The sequence below is a fragment of the Caproicibacterium amylolyticum genome (assembly GCF_014467055.1).
In the GTDB taxonomy this organism is placed as follows: domain Bacteria; phylum Bacillota; class Clostridia; order Oscillospirales; family Acutalibacteraceae; genus Caproicibacterium; species Caproicibacterium amylolyticum.
The window spans coordinates 2,487,827-2,513,335 of the sequence record NZ_CP060696.1 but is presented as its reverse complement, the minus strand read 5'-3'; the positions used below and the strand labels follow the sequence as shown (position 1 = coordinate 2,513,335).

The 25,509-nt window shown below is 54.4% G+C and carries 26 protein-coding genes; 24 read left to right on the top strand and 2 right to left on the bottom strand.

Translation table 11 applies throughout. From position 1 onward, the window contains the following. Window positions 1-87: 87 nt before the first annotated feature. The 12 genes from H6X83_RS11990 (at window position 88) to H6X83_RS11935 (ending at window position 9,126) form a co-directional block, all read left to right on the top strand. Entirely contained in the window at window positions 88-453 is a 366-nt protein-coding gene (locus H6X83_RS11990; protein ID WP_212506698.1) for a DUF3848 domain-containing protein, read from the top strand. After that, window positions 447-842, top strand: a complete 396-nt coding sequence (locus tag H6X83_RS11985; protein ID WP_212506697.1) for a DUF4320 family protein — start codon at window positions 447-449, stop codon at window positions 840-842. Before H6X83_RS11990 ends, H6X83_RS11985 begins: the two co-directional genes overlap by 7 nt. 13 nt (window positions 843-855) lie before the next feature. Continuing rightward, window positions 856-1,404 carry a hypothetical protein gene (locus tag H6X83_RS11980; RefSeq protein WP_212506696.1) on the top strand — a complete coding sequence of 183 codons (549 nt, stop codon included), beginning with the start codon at window positions 856-858 and terminating at the stop codon, window positions 1,402-1,404. 96 nt (window positions 1,405-1,500) lie between these two features. Beyond that, window positions 1,501-2,028, top strand: coding sequence for a DUF6550 family protein (locus H6X83_RS11975; protein ID WP_212506695.1), 528 nt, complete (start codon window positions 1,501-1,503; stop codon window positions 2,026-2,028). 80 nt (window positions 2,029-2,108) lie between these two features. Next, entirely contained in the window at window positions 2,109-3,842 is a 1,734-nt protein-coding gene (locus tag H6X83_RS11970; protein WP_212506694.1) for a DUF8193 domain-containing protein, read from the top strand. Window positions 3,843-3,928: 86 nt separating this feature from the next. Further along, window positions 3,929-4,270 carry a DUF3852 domain-containing protein gene (locus tag H6X83_RS11965; RefSeq protein ID WP_086036838.1) on the top strand — a complete coding sequence of 114 codons (342 nt, stop codon included), beginning with the start codon at window positions 3,929-3,931 and terminating at the stop codon, window positions 4,268-4,270. A gap of 150 nt (window positions 4,271-4,420) precedes the next feature. After that, the gene (locus tag H6X83_RS11960) at window positions 4,421-5,323 is read left to right on the top strand and encodes a conjugal transfer protein TrbL family protein (protein WP_212506693.1); all 903 of its coding nucleotides are present in this window, start codon (window positions 4,421-4,423) and stop codon (window positions 5,321-5,323) included. A 20-nt stretch (window positions 5,324-5,343) separates the two neighbouring features. Continuing rightward, the gene (locus tag H6X83_RS11955; RefSeq protein WP_212506692.1) at window positions 5,344-5,910 is read left to right on the top strand and encodes a DUF7768 domain-containing protein; all 567 of its coding nucleotides are present in this window, start codon (window positions 5,344-5,346) and stop codon (window positions 5,908-5,910) included. Further along, on the top strand, window positions 5,907-7,928 hold the full coding sequence (locus tag H6X83_RS11950) for a DNA cytosine methyltransferase (protein ID WP_246419245.1): 2,022 nt from the start codon (window positions 5,907-5,909) through the stop codon (window positions 7,926-7,928). Before H6X83_RS11955 ends, H6X83_RS11950 begins: the two co-directional genes overlap by 4 nt. Before the next feature lie 4 nt (window positions 7,929-7,932). Then, entirely contained in the window at window positions 7,933-8,244 is a 312-nt protein-coding gene (locus H6X83_RS11945; protein ID WP_212506691.1) for a hypothetical protein, read from the top strand. Continuing rightward, window positions 8,241-8,831, top strand: a complete 591-nt coding sequence (locus tag H6X83_RS11940; protein ID WP_212506690.1) for a hypothetical protein — start codon at window positions 8,241-8,243, stop codon at window positions 8,829-8,831. The genes H6X83_RS11945 and H6X83_RS11940 overlap by 4 nt, the downstream gene beginning before the upstream one ends. Before the next feature lie 112 nt (window positions 8,832-8,943). Then, window positions 8,944-9,126: a hypothetical protein gene (locus H6X83_RS11935; RefSeq protein ID WP_212506689.1), complete on the top strand. Its 183-nt coding sequence runs from the start codon at window positions 8,944-8,946 to the stop codon at window positions 9,124-9,126. Window positions 9,127-9,347: 221 nt separating this feature from the next. Here the strand turns inward: H6X83_RS11935 and H6X83_RS11930 are convergent, their stop codons facing one another. Continuing rightward, window positions 9,348-9,788 (bottom strand): YolD-like family protein, encoded by a 441-nt coding sequence (locus tag H6X83_RS11930; protein WP_212506688.1) that lies wholly within the window; start codon window positions 9,786-9,788, stop codon window positions 9,348-9,350. Further along, window positions 9,785-11,308, bottom strand: coding sequence for a Y-family DNA polymerase (locus tag H6X83_RS11925; RefSeq protein WP_212506687.1), 1,524 nt, complete (start codon window positions 11,306-11,308; stop codon window positions 9,785-9,787). The genes H6X83_RS11930 and H6X83_RS11925 overlap by 4 nt, the downstream gene beginning before the upstream one ends. Window positions 11,309-11,610: 302 nt before the next feature. Between H6X83_RS11925 and H6X83_RS11920 the strand changes: the two genes are divergently transcribed. From H6X83_RS11920 to H6X83_RS11870, 12 genes are all read left to right on the top strand, one after another. After that, entirely contained in the window at window positions 11,611-13,464 is a 1,854-nt protein-coding gene (locus H6X83_RS11920; protein ID WP_212506686.1) for a VirB4 family type IV secretion system protein, read from the top strand. A 24-nt stretch (window positions 13,465-13,488) separates the two neighbouring features. Next, complete coding sequence (locus H6X83_RS11915; RefSeq protein ID WP_212506685.1) at window positions 13,489-14,562, top strand: amidoligase family protein; 1,074 nt, start codon at window positions 13,489-13,491, stop codon at window positions 14,560-14,562. Between the two features lie 23 nt (window positions 14,563-14,585). Continuing rightward, window positions 14,586-15,104 carry a gamma-glutamylcyclotransferase family protein gene (locus tag H6X83_RS11910; protein WP_212506684.1) on the top strand — a complete coding sequence of 173 codons (519 nt, stop codon included), beginning with the start codon at window positions 14,586-14,588 and terminating at the stop codon, window positions 15,102-15,104. 97 nt (window positions 15,105-15,201) lie between these two features. Next, the gene (locus H6X83_RS11905) at window positions 15,202-16,245 is read left to right on the top strand and encodes a peptidoglycan DD-metalloendopeptidase family protein (RefSeq protein ID WP_212506683.1); all 1,044 of its coding nucleotides are present in this window, start codon (window positions 15,202-15,204) and stop codon (window positions 16,243-16,245) included. A 180-nt stretch (window positions 16,246-16,425) separates the two neighbouring features. Further along, on the top strand, window positions 16,426-17,310 hold the full coding sequence (locus tag H6X83_RS11900; RefSeq protein WP_246419237.1) for a ParM/StbA family protein: 885 nt from the start codon (window positions 16,426-16,428) through the stop codon (window positions 17,308-17,310). Between the two features lie 5 nt (window positions 17,311-17,315). After that, on the top strand, window positions 17,316-17,618 hold the full coding sequence (locus tag H6X83_RS11895) for a plasmid segregation centromere-binding protein ParR (RefSeq protein WP_212506682.1): 303 nt from the start codon (window positions 17,316-17,318) through the stop codon (window positions 17,616-17,618). A 199-nt stretch (window positions 17,619-17,817) separates the two neighbouring features. After that, a complete protein-coding gene (locus H6X83_RS14620) occupies window positions 17,818-18,300 on the top strand; it encodes a hypothetical protein (RefSeq protein ID WP_246419225.1) in 483 nt (160 codons plus the stop codon). Window positions 18,301-18,745: 445 nt separating this feature from the next. Then, a complete protein-coding gene (locus H6X83_RS11885; protein WP_212506681.1) occupies window positions 18,746-19,159 on the top strand; it encodes a hypothetical protein in 414 nt (137 codons plus the stop codon). A 5-nt stretch (window positions 19,160-19,164) separates the two neighbouring features. After that, a complete protein-coding gene (gene mobP3, locus H6X83_RS11880) occupies window positions 19,165-22,065 on the top strand; it encodes a MobP3 family relaxase (RefSeq protein WP_212506680.1) in 2,901 nt (966 codons plus the stop codon). 17 nt (window positions 22,066-22,082) lie between these two features. Continuing rightward, window positions 22,083-22,205: a hypothetical protein gene (locus tag H6X83_RS14690; protein ID WP_281390958.1), complete on the top strand. Its 123-nt coding sequence runs from the start codon at window positions 22,083-22,085 to the stop codon at window positions 22,203-22,205. Between the two features lie 15 nt (window positions 22,206-22,220). Further along, a complete protein-coding gene (locus H6X83_RS11875; RefSeq protein WP_212506679.1) occupies window positions 22,221-23,672 on the top strand; it encodes a DUF3991 and toprim domain-containing protein in 1,452 nt (483 codons plus the stop codon). Window positions 23,673-23,685: 13 nt separating this feature from the next. Continuing rightward, entirely contained in the window at window positions 23,686-25,503 is a 1,818-nt protein-coding gene (locus H6X83_RS11870; RefSeq protein ID WP_212506678.1) for a VirD4-like conjugal transfer protein, CD1115 family, read from the top strand. Window positions 25,504-25,509: the final 6 nt, after the last annotated feature.

The following is a 25,509-nucleotide window of genomic DNA, read 5'->3' as shown; positions in this document are numbered from 1 at the left end:
TGACGCGGGTGCAGACAGCATCCAGCGGAAAACAAGGCACCCGGGATCCTGAATATATCCATGTATGTGAGGAAGGGAGGTTTATAGATGGACCATCAGAAAACGCTGCAGGAGCTTCAGGAAAAGCTCGATGAAAATTACAATGCCTTTGTGCAGGGATGGTTAAATCTCGACACACCGACCCTGATCGAAAAAGCGGAGGAAATCGCCGCAACCAAAACGGTATACAAGGCGTTCCGGGCCAGCCATTTCAGGGACATGGAATATCTGCTCCGGTTTCGGAACCCTCTGGAGGTTGTGCGGGATCAGTGGATGGAGGAAGAATCCTATGCGCCCGATGAGGATATGGAGCATGTTCTCTGGTCGGTCGCGGACCGCGGGGATGCGGAGCATAGTTATGAACTTGACGAGGATTTTCACCCTCCGGAACAGCAGGGGGTGAAACTGTGCTGAAACGGCTCCGCTCCCGCCGCGGGGAAGGTTATATCGACATCGCGGTGCTGGTGCTCTGCGCCATGCTGGTCATCGCTTTCGCGGTCAAACTGTTTCCCGTGTATATAGAGAAAAACCAGCTGGACTCCTTTGCCACGGAGCTGTGCCGGGAAGCGGAGATCTCAGGCCGCATCGGTACGGAAACGGACGCACGGGCGCGGGAACTGGAGGAACAGACCGGGCTGCACCCGTCTGTCGACTGGTCAAGGACAGGTAAAATCCCGCTCGATCAGGAATTCACAGTGACGGTGTCCGCACAGGCAAATATCGGGCTGTTCGGCGGACTCGGCAGTTTTCCGATCAATCTGGAAGGAAAGGCCAACGGGAAAAGCGAAATTTACTGGAAATGAGGTGAAGGAAAACGTGCGCAAAAAACTGAAGCATATTCTGAAAGACCGGCGCGGGTTTTCTTTCCCGCTGGTTGTGGCGGTCGCCCTCGCGCTGGTGCTCATCCTGTGCGGGATCTCCGAATACCTGCGTCTATGCATCATCGCGTCGGGCGTCCGGGATGCGGTGCAGTCTGCCGTCGTCGCTACCGTAACCGACAATTACAGCAACGTTTATCACGGAATCCGTGAGGGATATTCCGGTGGATATCGACCCAGCGGCTCTTCCTGGGTCGGAAGCGTCAGTACCGGCGATATCTACGGGCGGCTTGATCGGAACCTCGGCCTTACAAATGAAAGCGGAGCCCATGTAAAGGAAGCAGACGGTGCGGAGGAATTCAAGATATCTGGTTTGTCGGTGACCATTCAAAACGCACCGCTGGCGCCCTCCAACCCTGCAAACAGTCCGGTCTTTGCGGCCGACGCGACGATTCAACTGGAAGTACCGGTGAGCTTCGGTGGTAAGACGCTTTCTCCAATGCACGCCACATTGAAAGTTCGGGCAAAATATATGCCTGTTTTCTAAAAAAATCGCAGTAGCAATAGACTTTTTACCCTTTCTGTGATAGTGTGTGAAACAAGAGGAAACAAACGGAAAAAAGAAAAAAGGAGGTCAAACTCCATGAAGAAATTACCTGACAGAGCCAAAAGGTCGCTGACCATCGCCGGCATCGGCGTGGTGTGTGTGGCTGTGATAATCGGGATTTCCTATCAGCTTAAGGCCGAGGGAGCCAAAGACGTTGACGTCACACCGTCCTCCTCAGCCTCCTCCAGCGAAGTGACTGTCTCACCTATCGGGACGGATAATAATACAACGGAAAGCACGGCGCCTTCTTCGTCCGCATCCTCCCAGGCACAGGAAGCTTCAAGCAAGGCGGATCAGGCGATCCAGCCCGATGTATCGAAACCCGCGGCACCTTCCTCCAAGCCTGCCGCACAGGGCAGCACCACCAATCCTTCCAAGGCACCGACGTATAGCTCGAAGGATACTTCTCCAGGCAAGGGATCCGGAGATCAAAACTTTCAGAAAAAAGACGGGAAAATCTATGTCCCCGGATTTGGATGGGTAACGAACAACGGCGGCGGTGGCTCGGGAAGTACAGCGAGCGATATGTATGAAAACGGAAACAAGGTCGGACAGATGGACTGAGTCAAATTTCAAAATTTAAAACAGTATTTAAGACGCACAGCATAGTTAGGCTGTGCGTCTTTTCCATTTTGGAGGCGATTATGAAGCGGCTATTCAGCATCTTTCTTTCTCTGGCATTGCTACTGACGCTTTGCACTCCGCTCAGCGCCTATGCCGATGGGGACGGGGACGGAAACATCGATCATGGAGGCGGCGGGCTCGGAAACGGAAGCGACGAGAATTTCTGGAACTCCGGTGATGAAGGTGTCCGAGTAACCGTCATCCGGGCCAGCGACCATGCGGTGGCGTCAGCTTCCGTGGATTTCACCAACAGGCATCCGGATAATATTATTATCAACTTTGGAAAAGTAAGCAAGATCGCCTACAACAACGGCCATGCGCTGGCACTGAATACCGGCCGGTATTCTTATGTCAATCCGGCGCAGCCGCTTCCCAAGATCATCAACTCCGATCAGGGGCAGTCCAGTATCGAAGTGATAAAAAGTTATTTCACTGACGAACAGGTGCTCCGAAGTATTGCAAACCTGACTGGCTTTAGCTACTCGATTCTTACCAATGGCAATTACAAAATTCTGTTGGAACCTATCGCATATTTCACTTTTTATGGCGCACGGGTGGCGATGACCGCTACGGAAGCCGCATTGTACGATCAGAGACTCGGAGGCGACCTTCGTTCCAAGATGGCGTCCCTGACGCACAAGAATTTGCCGCTTTCTATGTTTCTCGATACCTCGGATCTTGGTTACCCCGCCTGGACGGGTTCCAGAGATGATCGCGTGTCCGACTCCACGATTATTTCCTCTCTCGGTCTCGGCATCGTCCGCTTTTCCGCAGCCGAACCGCCAACGCAGGTCAGCACTCAGAATTACACTTACCGTGTCAACACCGAAGTTATCACACCGGTGACTGTCAGCGGCGGGCAGTCGGATCCCGACCACCCGGTAACGGTAAGATTCAATATCGGCGGCAGAAACTATGCGGTTGGCAACGTATATTATCCTGACGGCGACAGTCAGCTGGCTTGGGTGCGCTGGACAACGCCTTCCACGCCGCAGTCCATGGCCATTCATGTGTCTGCAACGGGCAGAGGAAGCACCAGTGAAGGCACGATCAACGCGAGCATTGTGGATCTTTCCGGTCATGACCCGCCTGATCCCAACGCCGATGACCGAAACAGCGGCTATTCCCCGGCGAGTATGCCAAGCAATCCACAAAAAACTTCGGCCTCATGGAACGTATGGCGGCCCGTATGGCATGCCGATTGGGTGTGGGTTTCGGACTGGGTTTGGCACGGCGACGACACCAGCGGTTCTTGGGAGGACAACGGCAGTTGGGTTGATCACGGCTGGTGGGACTTTGCCTGCGATACCTATTCCGCGAGCCTTTCCGCATCCATGAGCATCACGCCGGACGGCAAAGACCCGACTGCATCCGACGAAACAATCAAAAGCGGATATGGGATCAATCAGACCGCTGCGGCGTCTGTCAGCACCAATCAGTCCTCGGCGGTAACTGGCGCTCAAACCGCCGTCACCTACTTCCCCGAATTTGGGTATAAGACGTATTGGCGCCTGCTGGACCCGACAGCCGGCGGGTTCAACGCACGGTTTGAATTTGCCCCCAACCGCTATTCCACCTACAACCGGCGCACTCATTTCACACCGCTTTGGATGCCGGACGGAAGCTATACTCCATACACCTTTTTGGAAGATTGTTGGACCCCGACCGGCATGCTCAGCATGAATCTGACCGACTCAGTGACAATTAGGGGAAACCTGTGGTCGGACTGGCGCGCCATCCCGGCATTACCCTGAACCATCCGCAGATAAAGAAGAAGGCCGTAGGCATCATGCTCTGCGGCCTTGAATTTTATCCTACAATGAAAGGTGTGAAAGCATATATGAAAAAGCGGAAGAAGTTTGTGATTCTCATTTGCATGGCTTTAGTGATGCTCTCCGTGTTTTGTATCACAGCGTCCGCAGCCGGCAGCGGCGACGTGGCGGGGGCGGTACAGAGTACCTGGTCGACTGCTTCCCAGCAGATCAAGACGGTGGTCAACAAAGTGGTTTTCCCCGCTATTGATCTGATTCTTGCTGTTTTCTTCTTTGCCAAACTTGGCACGGCTTATTTCGACTACAGAAAGCAGGGCCAATTTGAGTGGGCCGCGCCAGCCATTTTGTTTGCGTGCTTAGTTTTCACCTTGACGGCCCCCCTTTATATCTGGGGTGTCATCGGGATGTAGCCAATTGACCGGTCAGCCTAATCCCGGTGTTATAAGGTCTAACCAGCAGACCGCTTGGCGTTTCCGATATTTTGTTTGTTATTTTCTTGCTTTGTAAAGGGCAATTCGGTATACGGTGGCTTTTTATTTTGCGCAAAGGAAGTGAATGCTGTGTTCATCTGGAATTTCGTAGCCGGAACCGTGCTCAATCAGATTATCGACTGGATCTATAGTCAGATCGTCGGCTTCCTTGGAAACTTTTTCGCGCAGATGGGAGACATGGGCGCCGAGCTGTTCGACATGGATTGGGTGAAGTCCATCGTTCTCTTTTTCGTTTACCTGGCCTGGGCACTATACGGCACGGGTCTTGTGGTGGCGGTTTTCGAGTGCGCCATTGAGTATCAGTCCGGCCGCGGCAGCATCAAAGACACAGCCCTCAACGCCATCAAGGGTTTTATGGCAGTAGGGCTTTTTTCGACCGTGCCGGTGGAGCTGTATAAGCTGTCCGTATCCCTACAGAGCAGCCTGACGGCGGGCATTACCGGCTATGGTTCGGGAATCAGCGGCCTTGCAAGCTCAATCATCACCGGGCTTAACTCGGCAGGCACACTGGAACAGGCGGCAAGCACCAATGTATTCGGCGGGCTCGGCGCCATTACCAGCCCCATTCTGATCTTGTTTATCCTCATTCTCATGGGGTACGCCGTGATTAAAGTATTTTTCAGCAACCTCAAACGCGGCGGAATCCTGCTGATCCAGATCGCAGTGGGAAGTCTGTATATGTTCAGCGTCCCGCGCGGCTACATTGACGGATTTGTATCATGGTGCAAACAGATCGTCGGGTTGTGCCTGACGACGTTTCTGCAGGCGACCATCCTCTGCGCCGGTCTGCTGGTGGTCAAAGACCATGCCCTGCTGGGGCTTGGGCTGATGCTGTCGGCCGGCGAAATTCCCCGCATTGCCGGGGCTTTCGGACTTGATACGTCAACCAAGGCCAACCTCATGAGCGCGGCGTATGCCGCACAAACCGCAGTGTCTATCACCCGCACCATTGCGAAGGCGGTGGCGAAGTAAACGAAAAGAAGGGATGAAGTTTGAAACTGGTCTATATCTGTTCCCCATACGCGGGGAGCATTGAGGAAAATGTCCGCTTTGCCAAAGCCGCGTGCCGGTACGCTATGAAGCAGGGCTGCGCACCCATTGCCCCGCACCTTCTGTACCCGCAGTTTTTGAACGACGCCGTTCCCATGGAAAGAGAAGCCGGTATCCTAATGGGGCTGCGGGTTTTAGCCTCCTGCGAAGAACTGTGGGTGTGTGGAAATCATACCAGCGAGGGCATGGAAAAAGAAATTGCTGAAGCAAAGCGGCTCGGCATTCCGGTCCGCAGGATATCGGCTGAACAAATTCAGAAAAAACAAGCCATCAGGCAGTACGGCATTCTGGCGCGCCGCAGCGCCTTGTCGGTCTGCGGCTTCGCCGAGGCGTGGGTGAAACAGGATGGAGAGCCGGTAACATTTGACACCTACGAGGAAGCGGCCGCCGAAGCAGGGCAGCTTAATGAAGGAATAGGGCCCGTCAACCGGACGGTAGAATATTTTCCGCAGGAAAGATGTCCCCTGCCGGAAGAAACGCCCTCCTTCGGCATGAGCATGCGGCTATGAGCACTTCACTGACCATGGGCAGTCTATTCGACGGGATAGGCGGCTTTCCCCTGGCTGGCAGCCGGCAGGGCTTCACCCCTCTGTGGGCCAGCGAGATCGAGCCGTTTCCCATCCGGGTGACCAAACTTCATTTTTCAAATATGATTCACGTAGGCGACATTACGCAGCTCAACGGGGCAGATTTGCCCCCTGTGGACGTGGTCTGCGGGGGCAGCCCGTGCCAGGATCTGAGCACTGCGGGAAAGCGGGCGGGGCTCCAGGGCGCGCGTTCCGGGCTGTTTATGGAACAGATCCGGGTGATCAAGGAGATGAGAACACATGACGCAGGAACCGGACGGACAGCTGACGCTGTTCGCCCCCAATACATGGTCTGGGAGAACGTCCCCGGCGCCTTCTCCAGCGCCGATGGAGAGGATTTCCGTATCGTGCTGGAGGAAACCTGCCGAATTGTCAACGGCGCCATATCTGTTCCTCGACCTCCGGGCGGGGTGTGGTACGCTGCTGGGTGCATTATGGGAGATCAATTCTCCCTCGCTTGGAGAATATACGACGCTCAATACTGGGGCCTCGCCCAGCGCCGCAAAAGGGTGTACCTTGTCGCAGATTTTGGAGGCTGTACCGCACCCGAAATATTATTTGAGCAAGACCGCCTGTTTGGGGATCCTGCGCCGGGCGAGGAAACGCGGGAAAGACCTCCCGCCGGTGCTGCAAATGGCTCTGGAGATTCAGGCAGGGATCCGGTCAACATAGGCGCGGATAGCAGTCTTGTTGCCTTTGCCTGCAACCAGCGGGACGAGGTGCGGAATCTCCATAATGTGTCCGGCGCCATTCAAGCCCAGCCGGGGATGAAGCAGCAGACTTTTATCGCTCATCCGTCCAAGGAAACGCAGACTTCCAACTGCCTGACTCCATGGGACACCCAGCAGAAGCGGATCTTTACGGAAAAAAGTGTCGCTCCGACGCTTGCCGGTGTGGATGGAAACGGCGGCAGAAACCCCGGTGGACTCCTACTGTCTGCGGGCGTAGTCAGCAAAGGAAACGGCGAGTGCTTTCTCACACCTGAACAGCATACGGCTCTTTCATCGGGTGGCGGGCAGGCAGGCCAGGGGTATCCCTGCGTCCTGACCGCCGCCTTTTCCACGGGGGCCGGTGCTGCGGCGGGCGGCATCGGATATCGTGAGGAATGCGCGCCGACCCTTAAAGCGACCGAAGGCGGCAACATGGTGCCAGGCGTTCTGTGTCTGAACGATCAGGGCGGGAGCCGCATCGATCTGAGCGGCAACCTCTCCGGTACGCTCCGGGCGCAGGAGCATGGGCACACGCCTCTCGTGATGGGCGAACCGGAGTTATATGAAAACCACGGGATCGATTCCCGCTACACCGGGCCGCACGGCGTGGCGCCCACAATATCCGCGCGGTACGGAACGGGCGGCAACAACGTGCCGCTGATCAGCCAGCCGAGCGAAGGGGTCGGCTCCGACCTTCCTACCGGTCAGAGTTACTGCATCGCCGGCAACATTATCGACCGGCAGGATCATAACGGCGGCAACGGGATCGGCGTTCAACCAAACATCAGCTACACGCTGAACACCGCGGACCGGCATTGTGTCTTTTCTCAGCAACGAAGCGACGAGTACACGCCGAACGGCGTGGTCAGCACCCAGAGTGCCCGCCAGTATAAAGATGCGACCGATCTCGTGTGCGACACCGACATCGCGGGAATCAACTGCCGTGCCGGATCGGAAAAGGGCGACCTGTGCGGTACGCCACAGTCTCATCCAGGCGGCGGCTCTCTCAGTACCCAGCATTCGGTCCGGACCGGAAAGCTCATCCGGCGGCTGACACCGCTCGAATGCGAACGGCTCCAGGGCTTTCCCGATCACTGGACGGATATCCCCGGCGCATGTGACAGCGCGCGGTACAAGGCCCTCGGAAACAGCGTGGCGATCCCCTGTGTGGAGCATGTGCTCCGGGGGATCGCTTATTTTTTGCTCAAAATCAGAAATGAAAAGGACTGATTGCATGTATATCTATCCGGACAATCTCCGGGCGAAGCCCACCCTCTGGCTGTGGGAGTTGCGGGATCTCGGCGTGATCGGCGTCGGCCTTCTCCTCGCGGTGCTTGCGTTGGCTCAGCTGCGATTTCTGCCGCCTATTGTCCTCGTCGCGCTTTACGCCTTTTTGAGTATCCGCTTCGACGACACCAGCATTTTGAATTTCATCAAAAATGCAGCGGCTTTCTTCCTCACGAAACAGCAGTATTTTGAATGGGGGCTGTCGGACGCTGCGAATCCGCCTGATATGGGACCGCGTGGAAGGAGCAAAAACTTATGAGCAGGCAAACAAAAAAACAGGCAAGGCAGCGGCAGACCACCCGCCAGCTGATCAACACAAAAGCCATCACCGATTACAGCCTGCAAACCTATCGGAACGACGAACTGGTCTATTTTATCGTGCAGCCCACAAATATCTCCGTGCTGTCTGAAGAAAGCCTGTCCGCCCGGATCTATGCGCTGATGACCGTCCTCAAGGGGATTGCGGAATTGGAGTTTATATGCTTAAACAGCCGCGAAAATTTCGAGGGCAACAAGCAATTTCTGCGCACGCGGCTTGAAAAGGAACAGAATCCGGCTATCCGTGCTCTGTTGGAGGCCGACCTGAACCATCTGGATCGTATCCAGATGCAGATGGCGACGGCGCGGGAATTTCTGGTCGTGCTGCGCCTGCGGAATGAGAAGCAAGGCGAAATTTATTCCTATCTTAACCGCATTGAGAAGACCCTGCGGGAACAGGGCTTCTCCGCCAAACGCGCAGATTCAGAGGACATCAAATGCCTTTTGGCCGTTTACTTCGAACAGAATGTCACCTCTGAAAAGTTTGAGGATTTCGACGGGGAGCGTTGGTTGATTCCAGACGAATAGCGGCGCCGGTTCTTGTTGGGTTTGGTAATAGACTTGACACAGAATTTCGGATATTGTGTATCCAAAGGGGTCCCCTTGGATTACATATTTACGGTTAAGGACGTGTAAAACGATGAAGGATGTTGACGAGGCGCTGAGCGACTATCTGGAAACCTATGAGGCCGATGAGATCTTCAACGACCATTTTTCCGGCATCCGCAGAGCGTTTATTGCGGGCTTTAAGGCGGCGGGAGGCGAAGTTCCGCCGATACAGCCCGTATTCAGGATCATACGGTCAGATCATCCTCCCAAATGATTGGAGGAATAACGGAGAATATATTTGGGATGTTTTTGAATCGGCACTTACCCAGCTGTGCGAATCCATAGCGTTCAATGCCGTTCGCATTTGTGGATCCGGACACCAACCTTACCGCTCTTTTGTTGCTAAGGCCACAAAAGAAGCAACCGTAAAGCCGATGCAGTACATCGGCTTTACGGTTTGTCCATAATCGGACAGAAAAATCCGATTTATACTGTTCACTCATCACAAGAATGAAACGCCATCAATTCAAATATCTGCCCATCTATGCTGATTGTTTCGTCAATAGGGATCACTGTGCCGTCGGTCATAACGACAACCCGTTCATATTCGTCTATCTTTTTAGCTGAGCCGACAGCGGTAACATAGGCACCGCCTTTTTTCTTCGCATCCGGCTGGAAATAGGTGATCGTGATTTCGGGATGCTCTTTAATCCGATCCGTTATGATTTGCAGCTTTTCTCGCAGAGCGTCCTTCGCATATTCGTCCAACTCTACTCTCTCGTCAGTCAGTCTTGCGGTTTCTTTGATTGCGGCTTCATAACCGGTCAGTGCGGCAAACGGGGAAAACTGAGCTGCCCGGTCAATAGCGGTCATATGGGAACGTGTCGCGGAGATATGGTGAGGGAGATTGATGATGTCGTCATATGTCCTTTTCATGCCTTGTGCCCTCCAATCTGCCTGTTCCGATCTATTGTGGTAGCGCCTTCCTCCAGATTCATACCCCTTAGAATGGCGTTCTTGCCGTGTTTCTTTTTTATCTCCAGCATTGTTTTCTGCACCTTTTTTTCTCGTGCAAGTTCGGCTTTTTCATCCTCTTTTTTCGCCTGCGCAGCCGCGTAATCCGTAAAGAGATCAAGCTGTTCAAAGTTGTCCGCCTTTTGAACAGTTCCCTCATCAACAACATGATTTGCTGTAATGTTGACTCTTCTGATCAGGAGATTTTTGTCAATGATGCGGTCAAACAGCTTTGCGACGGCATCCAATATTAGCTTTGTAGACGAGGTCGGTCTGCCAAGATTTATTGAACCATGCGCGGATTTCGGAACGGCGCGTCCATAGTGATCCATGGTAATTGCCCCGTGATATGATTTTTTTATCGTCGGATTTGTCAGATTTTCGATATCATATCCGGCCGTCAAGACAAGCTGGTCGGTCACAAGCCGTTTATCCACCAGATCGAGTACCAGCAGATCGGTCATTTCCCGCACGATCAGCTTCGCTTTGTCAAAAGTATAGGCGGATTGCAGCACCTGCCCCGATCCAACACTGTTTGAGCCTGGCTTATATGCTTTAATATCGGCAATCGTGCATGGCTCCCACCCCCATGCGTGGTCGATCAGCAGCTCGGCGTTGACGCCGAACAGTCTGTACAGTAAATCCTCGTTATAGTAATCGGTAGGTTTACCGAGAGAGCATCTCGCAATATCCCCCATCGTAAAGAGGCCGTGTTCCTCCAGATTCTTGGCATATCCTTTTCCGACGCGCCAAAAGTCTGTTAAAGGCCGGTGCGACCACAGCAGGCGACGGTAGCTCATTTCGTCTAATTCAGCGATCCGCATACCGTTGTTATCAGCCGGTATGTGCTTTGCCTGGATATCCATAGCGATCTTGCTGAGGTACAGGTTTGCGCCAATTCCCGCCGTTGCTGTAATGCCAGTTGTTTTGAGTACATCCAGAATCATTTCCTTGGCAAGCTCACGGGCTGAGAGATTGTAGGTGTTCAGATATGCGGTGGCATCAATAAACACCTCGTCAATGGAGTAGACATGAATATCCTCGGGCGCGATGTACTTCAGGTAGATATTGTAAATCCGTGTGCTGTACTCTATATAATAGGCCATTCTTGGCGTTGCGACAATATAATCCAACGAAAGACCCGGTGAGGATTTCAGTTCGGTATCGTTACAGGAGGCACCGGAAAAGGCTCGTCCCGGTGCTTTGCGCAGCTGTCCCGCATTTACTTCCTTGACCTTCTGTACGACCTCAAACAGCCTCGCCCTGCCGGGGATGCCGTATGCTTTGAGGGAAGGAGAGACGGCGAGGCAGATGGTTTTTTCGGTGCGGCTTGCATCAGCGACAACGAGGTTGGTGGTCAGCGGATCAAGCCCTCGTTCCACGCACTCGACCGAAGCGTAGAAGGATTTTAGATCGATTGCGATATAGGTCCTGTTCTCCATGCTTATTCTCCGGCCTCCTCCTTTAAAAGTCATCTGTTTGCAGATTGAAATTACAGAGTTCCCATTTTACGTTTCCCCACTATGCTTCATGAAAAACCACGTTTCAGGGGTACCATTCGTTGAAATATATAGTACATTACCCTAAAATTAGAAACCAAGTTGTTTCAGCGTTTTCACAATGTCTGATAAAGTGCATTTAACATCGCACTTATTATACCATGCTTAACCGCAAGAGGGTCCGTGCCGTCACAGAGATGTGGCGGTTTTTTTATCCAAAATCCAATCGGGAAGGAAGATGCCAAATGGCAAAGCAGCAGAAGACGAAAACGCCGCCGCAGGAGGATATCCGCATGCAGGAATTTCTGGACATGATCGCACCCTCGGTGATCAAGTTTTTCACGGATTATTTTATCTGCGGCAACACATTTCGGTGCGTTTGGGCTTTGCGTGAATACCCGACGACGACCGATGAGCAGGCCATCTTACGCTATCTCGGAGAAAAAGACGGCGTAACCCTGCACCTCTACACCAGGCATGTCACACCCATGGAGGAAAAGAAAATCATCTCAAATGCTGCGAACAAAAACCGTATGCAGCGGAGCAGCACACAGGATCTTCAACAAACCGTCACAGCTGAGTCGAATTTACAAGACGTCACCACCCTTGTCACACAGATGCACCGGAGTAAGGAGCCGCTTCTGCATACGGCGGTTTACATCGAGCTCTCCGCCCACAGTCTGGAACAGCTCGGTCTGCTTCAAACCGAAGTGCTGACAGAACTCATTCGTTCCAAGCTCAATGTGGATAAACTCCTGCTCCGCCAGCAGCAGGGATTCCAGAGCGTCATCCCCTCAGGCTGGAATGCGTTTTCCAGCCAATTTGAGCGGGTCGTGCCCGCAAGCTCCGCCGCCAACCTGTACCCCTTTAATTATTCGGGCAAAACAGATCCCCATGGCTTTTACCTGGGCCGCGATAAGTTCGGCTCGAATATAATCGTGGACTTCGACAAGCGGGACGATGATAAAACCAACAGCAATATTTTGATCCTTGGCAATAGCGGCCAGGGCAAAAGCCACCTTTTGAAGCTGATCCTCTGCAATATCCTTGAATCCGGAAAAAGCGTGATCTGCCTCGATCCGGAACATGAATACGTCGATCTGGCCGAAAACCTCGGGGGGTGTTTTGCCGACCTCATGAGCGGTCAATATATGATAAACCCTTTGGAGCCCAAGACCTGGGACGAAGGCGGCAGCCCCGAGGACAAGGAAGCGCCCCAGGCATTCCGGCAGCGGACAAAGCTCAGCCAGCATGTTTCTTTCCTGAAGGACTTTTTCCGCTGTTACAAGAATTTTTCCGACCGCCACATCGATGTTATCGAAATCATGCTGGGTAAGCTCTATGAAAAATGGGGGCTCAGCGACCGCACCGATTTCAGCAAGCTGGAGGCCGCTGATTACCCCATCCTTTCCGACCTGTACGCGCTGATTGAGGATGAGTACAAAAGCTACGACCAGGCAAAATATCAGCTCTACACCGCCGAGCTCCTGCAGGAAATCCTGCTGGGGCTCCACTCCATGTGCCAGGGCGCCGAGAGCAAATTCTTCAACGGCCATACCAATGTGACTTCCAACCGCTTTATTGTGTTTGGCGTCAAGGGATTACTGCAGGCCAGCCGGAATGTCAAGAGCGCTCTCCTGTTCAACGTCCTTTCCTTTATGTCCGACAAACTGCTGACCGAAGGCAATACGGCCGCCAGCATCGACGAGCTGTATCTGTTCCTGACCAACAATGGCGGCGGCAACGGTAACAATTATGTGGTCATTGAGTATATTCGAAGCTGCATGAAGCGGGTACGGAAAAAGGACTCCGCCATGATTCTGGCCTCGCAGAATCTCGAAGATTTCAACATCGAGGGCATCAGGGAGCTGACGAAGCCGCTGTTTTCCATCCCCACGCACGCGTTCCTCTTCAACGCTGGCAACATCGACAAGCATTTTTACATCGACTCCCTGCAGCTCGAGGAATCCGAGTACAACCTGATCCGTTACCCCCAGCGGGGCGTCTGCTTGTATAAATGCGGCAACGAGCGGTATAACCTGATGGTCACCGCACCGGAGTACAAATCAAAACTCTTCGGTACGGCCGGAGGCCGCTGATCATCGGAAAAGAGATGAAAAATTTTGGACATGAAAGAACAGCGGTTCGGGATTGAAATCGAGATGACAGGCTTGACCCGTGAGGCTGCCGCACGTGTGCTGTCCGAACATTTCGGGAATCCCGTCAGCCGCGACGGGGGGTATTACGGCGAATATTCTGTTTTGGACAGTGAGAGCCGCCGCTGGAAGGTCATGAGCGACGGCAGTATTACCTGTCAGAAAAGAGAAGGAGGCCGGCTCGTCCCCGCGGACAATAATTACAGCGTGGAACTGGTCAGCCCCATCTGCCATTGGGGTGATATTGAAACCATCCAGGAGATTGTGCGAAAACTTCGCGGCGCCGGCATGATCGCCGATAAAAGCTGTGGGATCCATGTGCATGTAGACGCCTCCCCGCACAACGCGAACACTCTGCGCAACATCACCAATATCATGGCCTCGAAAGAGGATCTGATCTATAAGGCGATGCAGGTCGAGGTGGCCCGTGAACACCAATATTGCAGAAAGGTTGATCAGAGATTCCTTGAAGAACTTAACCGAAAGAAGCCAAAGACGCTCAATGAGGTCAGCCGCATCTGGTACGGCGGCGCAGACCGGAGCTACCACCATTATGACGATTCCCGTTACCACTGCCTGAACTTACATAGCGTGTTCCAAAAGGGCACGATTGAGTTCAGGCTTTTTAATTCCACCACTCATGCGGGAAAAATCAAGGCGTACATCCAGTTCTGCCTTGCCATTTCCGCACAGGCCCTCAACCAGCGTTGCGCCAGCAGACAGAAAACCCACAGCACCAATGAAAAATATACTTTCCGAACGTGGCTGTTGAGATTGGGGTTGATTGGGGATGAATTCAAGACAGCAAGACTCCATCTCCTCGAGCACTTGGATGGCTGTATCGCATGGAAGGATCCCGAGCAGGCTATACAGCAAAAGCAAAGGTTACGACAGAAAAAAGAAAAAGAACTGGAATTGGACGCAGAAAGCCAAACCCAGCAGGAGGCCGCGGCAGCCACACCGCAGGAGGAAATTACGGAAAATGAACAACAGGAACAGGCCGGGGAGGATGAGTCCCCGGCCTTTGTCATGCGTATGTAAACATATAAAGGAGATGTGTTTCTATGAGTAAACCTATGCTGTATATCGCTTACGGCAGCAACCTCAACCTTCCGCAGATGGCGTATCGCTGCCCGACCGCCAAAGTGGTGGGAGCGAGCGAAATCAAGGATTATGAACTGCTGTTCCGCGGCGGCGGTCGGGGGGCAGTAGCCACCGTGGAGCCACTCAAGGACTCGAATGTTCCCATTCTGCTGTGGAAGATCCGACCTGCCGACGAGCAGGCACTTGATCGGTATGAAGGATATCCCCATTTTTATCACAAAGAGGTCCTGCCGGTGGAACTCGGAGGAAAGACGCAGCCGGCCATGGTCTACATCATGAACGATGGGCATCCTTTCGGTGCTCCATCGGATTACTACCTGGAAACCATCATGGAAGGCTATAAGACAGCGGGCTTTAATACGGATTTTCTGGAAAGATCCGTGGAGAAGTCCATCCGGCTGGCCGAAGAACAAGAGCAGGTCAAGCGGGAATCACCGGATATGGAACAAGGCAGTCTGTTCGACATGAAATGGAAGTAACGCTCAATCAATTATTGAAATAGGATCGACTGGTAAAACGGACGCCCCATTACTCGCCGGGGCGTCTGTTCTTTTCTGCCCAAAGGAGGAGTGTTATATGGCCGCACCCGCTGTGGCCCTTGCAGTTAAGGCGGCGATTGCCGCCGCCACAGACAAACGGACGTGGAAGGTGATTGCAGTAATCATCGCCGCTGCCCTGATGCCTTTTATTCTCGCCATCCTTTTACTCATGAGTTTTCTTTCCGGGGGCGCGGCACACAACAATGATGCTGTGAATCTCGCCTTCCACGGAGGGATGATCTCCTCGGATGTCCCTTCTGAATATCGGCAGCATATCGAAGAAATGCAAGATGCGTTCAGGCAACTGGACGATGCGATCGCACAGCTGCCTATTGAATCCGGGGACGGAAGCCTTGACTCCACGCGGGTCAAGGCTGTTTTTTATTCTCTGTATTTCGGCGCCGATTCCCTGCAGGAGGTGGACTACGATTCGTTTGCCGGTTGCTTTGTGAAAACGGAAATCCGCACCCGCACTGTTCAGAATCCGGATGGAACTCAGACTGAACAGAGTTATGACGCAATTGCTCCGTTGACTGATCTCAATCAGGTCTATAAGAATATTGAAAGACTCCTTGGCCGGGCCGTCACCGACGATGAAAAATCCAATGCCGACGAAATCTATCAACATACTTTTGGCGAGAGCGGCACAGGGCCTTCGGACTCATCACAAATTCTCTCCACTGCCGGCCTGATTTCCCCTATCGGAAGTAACTGGCGGGCACTGGTTACCTCGGAATTCGGCCCTCGCATTGACCCGATCAACGGAAAAGCCACTGTTCATACCGGCATCGATCTGGGCATACCGACCGGCACACAGGTTCATGCGGCGAAGGACGGAACAGTTTCCAAGGTTGCCTGGGATCCTGACGGCTATGGAAACTATCTAATGATCGACCATGGCGGTGGGCTGGTCACGCTGTACGGACACTGCTCCCAAATTATCGCCCACGTAGGGCAAGCTGTCAAAGCTGGCGACGTCGTCGCACTGTCCGGAAACACTGGCCACAGCACCGGCAGCCACCTGCACTTTGAAGTGCGCATCAATGGCAAGGCGGTCAACCCCAGAGGGTATCTGCCGTAAAGCAGACTCTGCAGGGAACCTTTCAATATAAACCGATTGAAGCCGTCTCTTGGGGAACGGCTTTTTGTGCTTCGAAGGAGGTAAGCAGGTTGAAACTCAATGGCATGTAATCCGAGGAGCAATCATACGGAGGCGGGCCCATGCGGCTTGCCTTCTTTTTTCAAGAAAGGTGTGATTCAGATGATGATCAAACTCGGTGTCGATAACGGCAACTACAACACAAAATCCTCAGAAGGGATGCTGTACGCCTCCGGGTACGCGGCAAGCGATAAGGAATTCATCACGGATGAGATGCAGCTCTGCTATAGCGGCAGATATTACGCCATTGGCGAAAAGCGGATGCGGTTTCAGCAGGACAAAACGAAAGATCCGGACACCTTTCTTCTGACGTTGCCGGCCATTGCGTCCGCCATGAAAAAGGCGGGTGTTCAGGAAGCAGATGTCCTTCTGGGCGTAGGGCTGCCCATCGAAGCATACGGAATGCAGAAAGACGCCTTCCGCCAATATTTTCTGCGCGGAAATCTGACTTTCCGGTTTGAAGGAGCGGATTACCGCTGCCACATTGCGGATTGCAAAGTGTTCGCCCAAGGGCATGCGGCACTCTGCCGGTACTATCCTCAGCTCCGGGGATACCGCAGCATTACCCTGGCCGACATCGGGGGGTATACGGTAGATGTTCTAACCATGCATGGCTCCAGGCTGGACCGATCGAGCTGCACAAGCCTCCGGATGGGCACCATCACGCTCTATACCCGCATTCAGGACATCCTGCGGCAACGGGACATCCTGCTGACCGACGAACTTGTCACCGATGCCATCCGCGGTAAAATTCAGCACGCGGATCAGGACTTCATACGGCAGACCGTGGAACAGGAAATGCAGAGGTATACCAGGGAATTACTTAACACACTGCGGGAAAGGGGACTTGACCTGAAGCTCCCCACCGTGTTCGCGGGCGGCGGAGCGGAGCTGCTCGACGGCCTGCTGCGTGGCGGCAGCGTCAATACGGTGGCTGTTCTGAACCGCTTCGCCAACGCGGACGGTTATCGTCTGCTGTTGGGGTGAGCAAGATGAGAAAACGCTTCAACGTCTCCTTTGATTTGCAAGCCGCACGGCACAGAGAAGCGGCCCGCCTGCTTGATGAACAGCCTGTCGGGCAGCGCACGGAGTTTATTGTGGATTGTATCCTGCGATATGACCAGTCGGTGAAACTGGAGAAGATCGTCCGCACGGCCATTCAGGAGGAACTGCAGCATTTCACCGATTACCAAGCGCCGTCCGACCTGCCTGCTTCCTCTGCTGTTCTGCAACTGGATGAGGCAAATCTTTCTGATGTGCCGGACAGCCTGCTCCACGCGATGGATGATCCATAATACCCACCCAAGCACCTTATTGGGTGCCAGCACTCTCACAAGCGGGCACCGCATATCGGTATCATGCGCCCTGTTAGGTGTTTGGAGCATCAAATTCCGTACAGACTCATTTTCGCATGCACCCTGTTAGGTGCTTGGCCTCATACCTTTTGAGCCCTGCCGATTACAAGACCGATTGTTGAAACCGAGAATGGAAAGGATGAATGATCCTATGAAACAGGCAGCTTTTAAAATGCAGATTTCTTATGACGCCGAAAAACTGTGCGCCCTCCAAAGATATATGAAAGACGAATCCGAGCTGCGATCCGGCATGGAGTCCCTGTTGGATACCCTTTATCAGTCCCATGTGCCGGCCGAAGTCCGGGAGGCCATTGACAAACGGAATATGGCTCAGTCAGGGGAAGAACCGGAAACGCTGGAGCAGTTTGTGCGGGAGCATCCAAACGACATGATCCAGATCATGTCGCCGGGCGGCTATGTCACTATCGCTCCCGGCAAACCGCTGAGTGAGCTGTTCGCCCATGCGGGCGAGCGCGGTACGGAAATCCCGGTCACATGGGAGGAACTGAGGGAGCAGACTGTCGAGAGTTGCCATTACCATCCGGCTGATCGAAGCTGGAACCTGCTGACAGTCGATTCCTCCCTGAACCAGCCGACCCAGGCACCCGAAATGCGGATGTAAGGTGCCGACATAGGATCAGAGCCCGTAGACGCTGACCTTGAAACAGCGAAGTCTGCTTCTCGCCCATGTCACCGCCCGTGTGCCCCCGTGTCGCTTTTTTTCAGCAGGGATCGCACGGTTACACCCATGAGGCGATAAGACCCAGTGCTGGGGCTTTGTGCGGAAGTTTGAGACAGGAGAAGCTCCGCTTTCGGGGAATGAACCATGGGGTGGAAAACGATGCGGGTTAAAGCAGCGGGGTCGCGGTGCGTCCCCGCTGCGGCTCACACCGCCCCGCAATGCGGGTCGGGGAACGTTTTGCTCCGGGGTCGGATTTCGGCCCCTGGGGTCGGTTCCGGGGTCGGCGGCGAAAAAAAAGGCCGGAAACCCGCATCTTTACGCCTTTACAGAGGGGTCATGACAGGAGTCATGGCCCTTTTTGTATAAAACAGAATGGAGGAAAACAATGCCGGAAGAAAGAGTAAACAAGAAGAAATTCCCGCTGTGGATGTACCCGGAAACACGCACTCTGATCGAGAAATGGTACAAACAGGACAACTGCCAGAGTCAGAGCGAGTTCATCGAAAAGGCCGTCCGTTTCTACTGCGGCTACATTTCGGCGGAGGACGGCGTGCGCTATCTGCCCGCCGCCATCACGTCCGCCATGACCGGAATGGTGGACAGTCTGGAAAGCCGGATGGCTCGCCTTATTTTCAAACTGGCTGTCGAGATGAGCATGATGATGAACATCCTCGCGGCAAACGCAGATGTGGACGAAACCATGCTGCGCAGGCTGCGCGGCAAGTGCGTGAACGACGTTAAAAGGTCTGTCGGTTCCGTCACCTTCGAGGATGTGGTGAAATTCCAGAAGGGTGAGTAACGGCCATGCCGAAAATCATCTTTAAGTGCCGGTATCTCAAGGACGGAACCCATGCCGCCAACCTCGTGAAATACATGGCGACGCGCGAGGGCGTGGAGAAGCTTCCGGCGAATATCCGCGCCCTGCCCTCCACGGCAAAACAGCGACGGCTCATCGGTGATCTGCTGGCTCAGTTTCCAGACACCGCGGACCTGCTCGAATATGAAGACTACCAGAAGCAGCCGACTATTGAAAACGCCTCGGAATTCATCACAGCGGCGCTGGAGCAGAACATGGATCCGCTTGGGCGCAAGGACGTGTATGTTCAATATATCGCCACCCGCCCTCGTGTGGAGAAATCCGGCACGCATGGCCTGTTCTCGGATGCCGAGGCGCCACCAATATTGTCCGAGGTGGCGGAGGAAGTCTCCCGCCACACGGGAAACGTCTGGACACCGATTATCAGCCTGCGGCGGGAGGACGCCGCCCGGCTCGGGTATGACCATGCCGCGGCGTGGATGGCGCTTCTGCGCAAACAGCGCAACCTGTTTTCCGAGCAGATGAAGATCTCCCCGGAAAACCTGCGCTGGTACGCAGCTTTTCACGATGAAGGCCACCATCCGCACTGCCACATGATCGTCTATTCCGTTGATCCCCGCGAGGGTTACGTCACCAAACCCGCCATCAACGAAATGCGGAGTACGCTGGCGCATGAAATCTTCCAGCAGGACCTGATGCAGATTTATCCGGATCAGACCGCACGCCGCAACGAGCTCGCCGAACAGAGCCGTGTCGCGCTTTCCGAAATCATCGGGCAGATGGAATCCGGTGTCTACGAAAACAAGGTTATTGAAGATATGCTCTCCCGGCTTTCCGAACGCCTGAAATACACCTCGGGCAGAAAACAGTACGGTTACCTCAAAGCGGAGCTCAAGACCCTCGTCGATCAGATCGTGGATGAGCTCTCAAAGGACGCGCGGATGGCGGAAGCCTACCGGGCATGGTACAAGTTACATAACGAGATTCTGCACACTTACGCCGACAAGCTGCCCGACCCGCTTCCGCTTTCCCAGCAAAAGGAATTCAAGCACATCAAGAACATCGTGATCGAAGAAGCTCTGCGTATCGGCGAGCGGCAGATCATGTTTGAGGGCGACGAGGGCATTGAGGCTCAGGCGGAAACGGCAGCGGATCAGACCGATCCGGTGTATGAGCCGGAGGATGAGCCAGACGATGAATCCCCAGAAGACGGGAATTTTCCGAACAGCACATCGGAAGGCCCGGAACCCATTGAAAGTCCGCCCGCGACACCCCACCCATATATCGAATGGAGCGACCGCTACAAACAGGCCCGTGAATTTTTGTACGGGAAAGACGATATGGAGCCGGATTTAGCTCAGGCGCTCCGGCTGTTTCAAGAAGAAGCCGATGCTGGAAACGCACTCGCCATGCATGATCTCGGACGCATGTACGCAGACGGACTGGGGATAGAAGCCGATGCGGGGATTTCTTTCACCTGGTACGAAAAGGCCCTCACAGCCTTTTATGAGATTAAAATGGGGAAAAGCCACCGCTATGTGGAATACCGCATCGGCAAGATGCATGCTGCCGGTCACGGCATCGATCAGGACTATGAAGAAGCGGCAGGCTGGTTTGAGGAATCTGCCTCGGAGAACTACAAGTACGCACAGTATTCCCTCGCCGGCCTGTACTACCGGGGCCAGGGCGTGGAACTGAATTATAATACAGCGTTTGCGCTGTATCAGAAAGCGGCGCGGCAGCACTTCCCGTATGCGTCCTATGAACTGGCGAAGATGTACCGGGACGGCATCGGCACGGCAAAAGATAAAAATGCGGCCGCCGACTGCTTCCGGGAAGCCTTTCTTGGATTTCAGCAACTGGAGGCACAAAGCCGCGACGACAAGCTCCAGTACCGCCTCGGGCAGATGCTCTACACCGGCACCGGAACGGAACGGGATATCGGCGCTGCGGTGCAATACCTCGAAAAATCGGCCAAGCTCGGAAACGTCTATGCCCAATGCCTGCTTGGGAAAATTTATCTGGCTGTTGAAAGTCCGTTGAATCCGGATGAAGATACCCACGCGGATCCCGAAAGGGGCGTTTTCTGGCTCACCAAAGCTGTGGATGCCGGAAATGACTCCGCCGAGTATCTGTTAGGAAAGCTCTACCGGGACGGCCTGTATGTGGAGCGAAACGCGGAAAAAGCCGTCGCACTGTTCACCGCGGCGGCCGACCAGAAGAACCCCTATGCCGCCTACGCCTTGGGAAAGTTGTGCCTCGAAGGAACGGCTGTCGCAAAGGATATGGGCGTCGCAGCCAGATGGCTGACATTCTCGGCCGGCCTCGGCAATGCGTATGCGCAGTACGCGCTGGCAAAGCTGTATCTGGCTGGCGAAGATGTGCCAAAGAATATTCATCAGGCGGTGGATCTGCTTACAAAGGCGGCCCTGCAGAACAATTCCTTCGCCCAATACCGCCTCGGCAAGCTGTACCTTCTGGGAGAGGAAGTTCCCAAAGATGTGGAGGCCGCCGTCAAGTGGCTCACAGCTTCCGCGGAGCTGGACAACCAATATGCGCAATACATGCTCGGCAAGCTCTACCTGATGGGGCAGGATGTTCCACGCGACCGCGAAGCCGCCGTTCGATGGCTGACGGCTTCCGCCGGGCAGGGCAATCCATACGCCCGGTTTTTCCTCAATCATCTGGACTCGTTCCGTGATCCGTCCCCGATGCTGGCGGTCACCCGGCTCCTGCACCACCTGAGCCGGATCTTCCGGCAGCAGCAAAGTAGGCTGTACGGAGGCCCCGGCATGGGAACGGACAGCAAGCTCCGCCGCCGGCTCCGGCAGAAGAAGATGGCAATGGGTCACGCGCCCGACGAGCGGGCGCCCGAACAGAGCTATTAAAAGGAGGCGCACATTTGATGCGAAAACAGTATCCACAGACAAAAGAGATCCTGCCCGCCAAAATCAATATGGTGCTGGATAAGCCGTCCGTACATCAGCGGACGGCCTTTTTTCGCCGGTGCGGGAAACGCAAACGCTGAAAGGAAGGATCCTTCATGTCCTATATCCCGTTCACAGAGGAAGAAAAACAAAGGGCCAACTCGGTTGACCTCGTGGACTTTTTACAGAGGCAGGGCGAGCAGCTCATCCGCTCCGGGCATGAGTGGCGCTGGAAACGGCATGACAGCGTGACTATCCGCGGCAGCGAGTGGTTTCGGCATTCCCGCAAGGAGGGAGGCCACGCGATTGACTTCGTCCAGCGGTTCTATGACATGGATTTCCCCGAAGCGGTCACCTTTCTGCTCGGCGGCGAGGGCGGCCTGGAATGGAACCAGACCGAGAAAAGCGCGCCGCCGCCCAAGAAAGACTTTGCACTCCCGGAAGCCAATCCGGACATGCGCCGGGTGTTCGCCTATCTGCTCAAACAGCGGTTCATCGATCCGAGCGTGCTGTCGTATTTCGCACGCGAACACCTGATCTATGAGGATAAAGAGTACCACAACGCTGTGTTTGTCGGTGTGGATGAAAATAGTATTCCCCGTCACGCGCACAAACGCGGCACCTACACCAAAGGCGAGCCTTACAAGGGCAACGTGGAGGGAAGCGACCCGAAATACAGCTTTCACTACATCGGCGAGGACGACACCCTTTATGTGTTCGAGGCGCCGATCGATATGCTCTCTTTTATTTCTCTTCACCTGAAAGACTGGCAAAAACACAGCTATGTCACGCTGGACGGTGTGTCTGAGCACGCGATGCTTCAGCAGCTCAAAAGCCATCCGAACCTGAAAAATATAGTGCTGTGCCTTGATCACGACGAGGCCGGGATTGAGGCCACCGGCAGACTGAAGGACATCCTTGCCGAACATGACTACTACGACCCCGCCTATATGGATATCCCTGTGCTCCAGTCCCGGTACAAGGACTGGAACGAGGATATCAAAGCAAAGCACGGCATTACCCCCATCCCGGCCGGGGAGCATCCAAAGCTCGTTCTGCTGCCGGAGATCTGCGAAAATCTTTCCTCCGTATGCGAAACCCTGTCGGCCGTTCCGGACCCGGCCGCTGTCATCCGGGAATATCACCGGAGGCTGACGCCGCTGGTCGATTCCGAAAAGCTCGCTGCCGCCAATTCGGAGATCGTGGGAGCTTGCCTGCAGAAAATGGCGGCGGGCGCGCTGCTTTCCGCGCAGCGGGAGCTTCGGCAAATGGAACGGCCGGAAACGGTCGGGCAGCTGATTGGAAACCTGCGCGACAGCTATAGGCCCCACCTGGACCGGGGCTGGATGCGAACTAAAGCGGCAGATATCCGCGAGGATGCGGTGAATATCGACCGGCAGTCACTCGCACCCGGCATCCGCACGCTGCAGGATCGGCAGACGCTGGTTTCAGATTATATGCGCCTCGCACTTGACTGCATAAAGGCGCAGCTTTTTGTCCGGCTGGAACTGTCCCAGCCGCTCCAGGCGCCGAAGGAATCGGCGCTAAATTTTAAGATGAGCTTGTGAAGGAGGTCTATTTATGATTATTTCTCCGGTTGTCACTCTGCTGATCGCCGGATTCCTGATGTTCGCCGTCATCGGGCTTCTGTCCCTGCTGGCGCATTACTATACCCTCAACGGCATCAAATCCCGGACGGTGGGCGACGGCCAGCACGGTACGGCCCGTTGGGCGACCAAATCCGAAATCAAGCACACCTATTCGGAAGTCCCTTTTGAGCCGGAACTCTGGCGGCAGGGCAAAAACCTTCCTTCCGCACAGGGCCTGATTATCGGCTGGCATAAAGCGCCGCTGTTTGACCGGACCGCTCCACACGGCTACGCGCTGGTTGATGACGACGATATTCACTGCCTCATGATCGGGGCTGCGGGCGTAGGGAAAACCGCAAACTTTTTATATCCCAACCTCGAATACGCCTGTGCGGCCGGCATGAGCTTTCTTACGACCGACACCAAGGGAGATCTGTATCGCAATTATGGGGGGATCGCAAAAGAGTGTTACGGTTACGACGTTGCCGTGATTGATCTGCGCAATCCGACCAAAAGCGACGGATTTAACCTGAATCATCTCGTCAACCGGTACATGGACGCCTATCTACGGGACGATACCAACCTGGCGTATAAGGCGAAAGCCGAGAAGTATGCCAAGATTACGGCGAAAACCATCATCGGATCTGGCGGGTTCGATATTGCCACGGCAGGCCAGAACGCCTTTTTTTACGATGCGGCGGAAGGTCTGTTGACCTCGGTCATCCTTCTGCTCGCGGAATTCTGCCCTCCGAAGAAGCGTCACATCGTCTCCGTCTTCAAACTGATTCAGGACCTGCTCGCACCGAGCGGCGTGAAGGGCAGGACTCTGTTCCAGTTGCTGATGGCGCATCTTCCGGACGACCACAAGACAAAATGGTTCGCGGGCGCGGCGCTCAACAGCGCGGATATGGCGATGCAGAGCGTCCTTTCCACGGCGCTTTCCAGGCTCAACGCATTCCTGGATTCCGAACTGGAGCAGGTTCTGTGCTTCGATACCGCCATAGACGCGGAAAAATTCTGCACGGAGAAAAGCGCCGTTTTTCTTGTCATGCCGGAAGAAGATAACACGAAATATTTTATTATCTCGCTGATCGTCCAACAGCTTTACCGTGAAATCCTCTCGGTGGCCGACGAGCACGGCGGGAAGCTGCCCAACCGTGTCATGATGTACCTTGATGAGATAGGGACCATTCCAAAAATAGAGTCAGCCGAGATGATGTTCTCATCCAGTCGCTCACGGCGGGTGTCTATAACAGCCATCATCCAGAGCCTTGCTCAGTTGGAGAAAAATTACGGAAAAGAAGGCGCCGCCATCATCGTGGATAACTGCCAGGACACGATTTTCGGAGGTTTCGCGCCCAACAGCGAGTCGGCGGAAACCCTGTCCAAATCGCTGGGAACCCGAACGGTGATGAGCGGGACCGTTAACCGAGGCAAAAGCGACGGCTCGCAGAACCTCGAAATGATCGAGCGTCCGCTCCTTTCGCCGGACGAACTCAAATCCATGCCCAAGGGCAGATTCGTTGTGACGAAAACCGGCGCTTATCCAATGCGCACCCGGCTCAAGCTGTTTAAGGATTGGGGTATCACCTTCGGAAAGCCTTATGAGGTTGAGGAAAAGTCGGCCCGGAAGGTGGAGTACGCCGACCGGTTCGAGCTGGAGGAAGAACTCATCCGCAGGAATGCGGCTTATACGGTTGACCCGGACATAGCTGAAGGTGAACCCAGTACACACGGTGGGATCGAGCATGCGCCTGCGCAGGAGATAAATGGTTTTCCTCGAAGAAAAGATCCCGTTCGCATCGAATAGGAGTGA

Coding starts and splice junctions, on each gene's coding strand:
- H6X83_RS11990 (WP_212506698.1), top strand. CDS start 88: ATGGACCATCAGAAAACGCTGCAGGAGCTTCAGGAAAAGCTCGATGAA.
- H6X83_RS11975 (WP_212506695.1), top strand. CDS start 1,501: ATGAAGAAATTACCTGACAGAGCCAAAAGGTCGCTGACCATCGCCGGC.
- H6X83_RS11970 (WP_212506694.1), top strand. CDS start 2,109: ATGAAGCGGCTATTCAGCATCTTTCTTTCTCTGGCATTGCTACTGACG.
- H6X83_RS11965 (WP_086036838.1), top strand. CDS start 3,929: ATGAAAAAGCGGAAGAAGTTTGTGATTCTCATTTGCATGGCTTTAGTG.
- H6X83_RS11950 (WP_246419245.1), top strand. CDS start 5,907: ATGAGCACTTCACTGACCATGGGCAGTCTATTCGACGGGATAGGCGGC.
- H6X83_RS11945 (WP_212506691.1), top strand. CDS start 7,933: ATGTATATCTATCCGGACAATCTCCGGGCGAAGCCCACCCTCTGGCTG.
- H6X83_RS11940 (WP_212506690.1), top strand. CDS start 8,241: ATGAGCAGGCAAACAAAAAAACAGGCAAGGCAGCGGCAGACCACCCGC.
- H6X83_RS11935 (WP_212506689.1), top strand. CDS start 8,944: ATGAAGGATGTTGACGAGGCGCTGAGCGACTATCTGGAAACCTATGAG.
- H6X83_RS11930 (WP_212506688.1), bottom strand. CDS start 9,788: ATGAAAAGGACATATGACGACATCATCAATCTCCCTCACCATATCTCC.
- H6X83_RS11925 (WP_212506687.1), bottom strand. CDS start 11,308: ATGGAGAACAGGACCTATATCGCAATCGATCTAAAATCCTTCTACGCT.
- H6X83_RS11920 (WP_212506686.1), top strand. CDS start 11,611: ATGGCAAAGCAGCAGAAGACGAAAACGCCGCCGCAGGAGGATATCCGC.
- H6X83_RS11910 (WP_212506684.1), top strand. CDS start 14,586: ATGAGTAAACCTATGCTGTATATCGCTTACGGCAGCAACCTCAACCTT.
- H6X83_RS11905 (WP_212506683.1), top strand. CDS start 15,202: ATGGCCGCACCCGCTGTGGCCCTTGCAGTTAAGGCGGCGATTGCCGCC.
- H6X83_RS11900 (WP_246419237.1), top strand. CDS start 16,426: ATGATGATCAAACTCGGTGTCGATAACGGCAACTACAACACAAAATCC.
- H6X83_RS11895 (WP_212506682.1), top strand. CDS start 17,316: ATGAGAAAACGCTTCAACGTCTCCTTTGATTTGCAAGCCGCACGGCAC.
- H6X83_RS14620 (WP_246419225.1), top strand. CDS start 17,818: ATGAATGATCCTATGAAACAGGCAGCTTTTAAAATGCAGATTTCTTAT.
- H6X83_RS11885 (WP_212506681.1), top strand. CDS start 18,746: ATGCCGGAAGAAAGAGTAAACAAGAAGAAATTCCCGCTGTGGATGTAC.
- mobP3 (WP_212506680.1), top strand. CDS start 19,165: ATGCCGAAAATCATCTTTAAGTGCCGGTATCTCAAGGACGGAACCCAT.
- H6X83_RS14690 (WP_281390958.1), top strand. CDS start 22,083: ATGCGAAAACAGTATCCACAGACAAAAGAGATCCTGCCCGCCAAAATC.
- H6X83_RS11875 (WP_212506679.1), top strand. CDS start 22,221: ATGTCCTATATCCCGTTCACAGAGGAAGAAAAACAAAGGGCCAACTCG.
- H6X83_RS11870 (WP_212506678.1), top strand. CDS start 23,686: ATGATTATTTCTCCGGTTGTCACTCTGCTGATCGCCGGATTCCTGATG.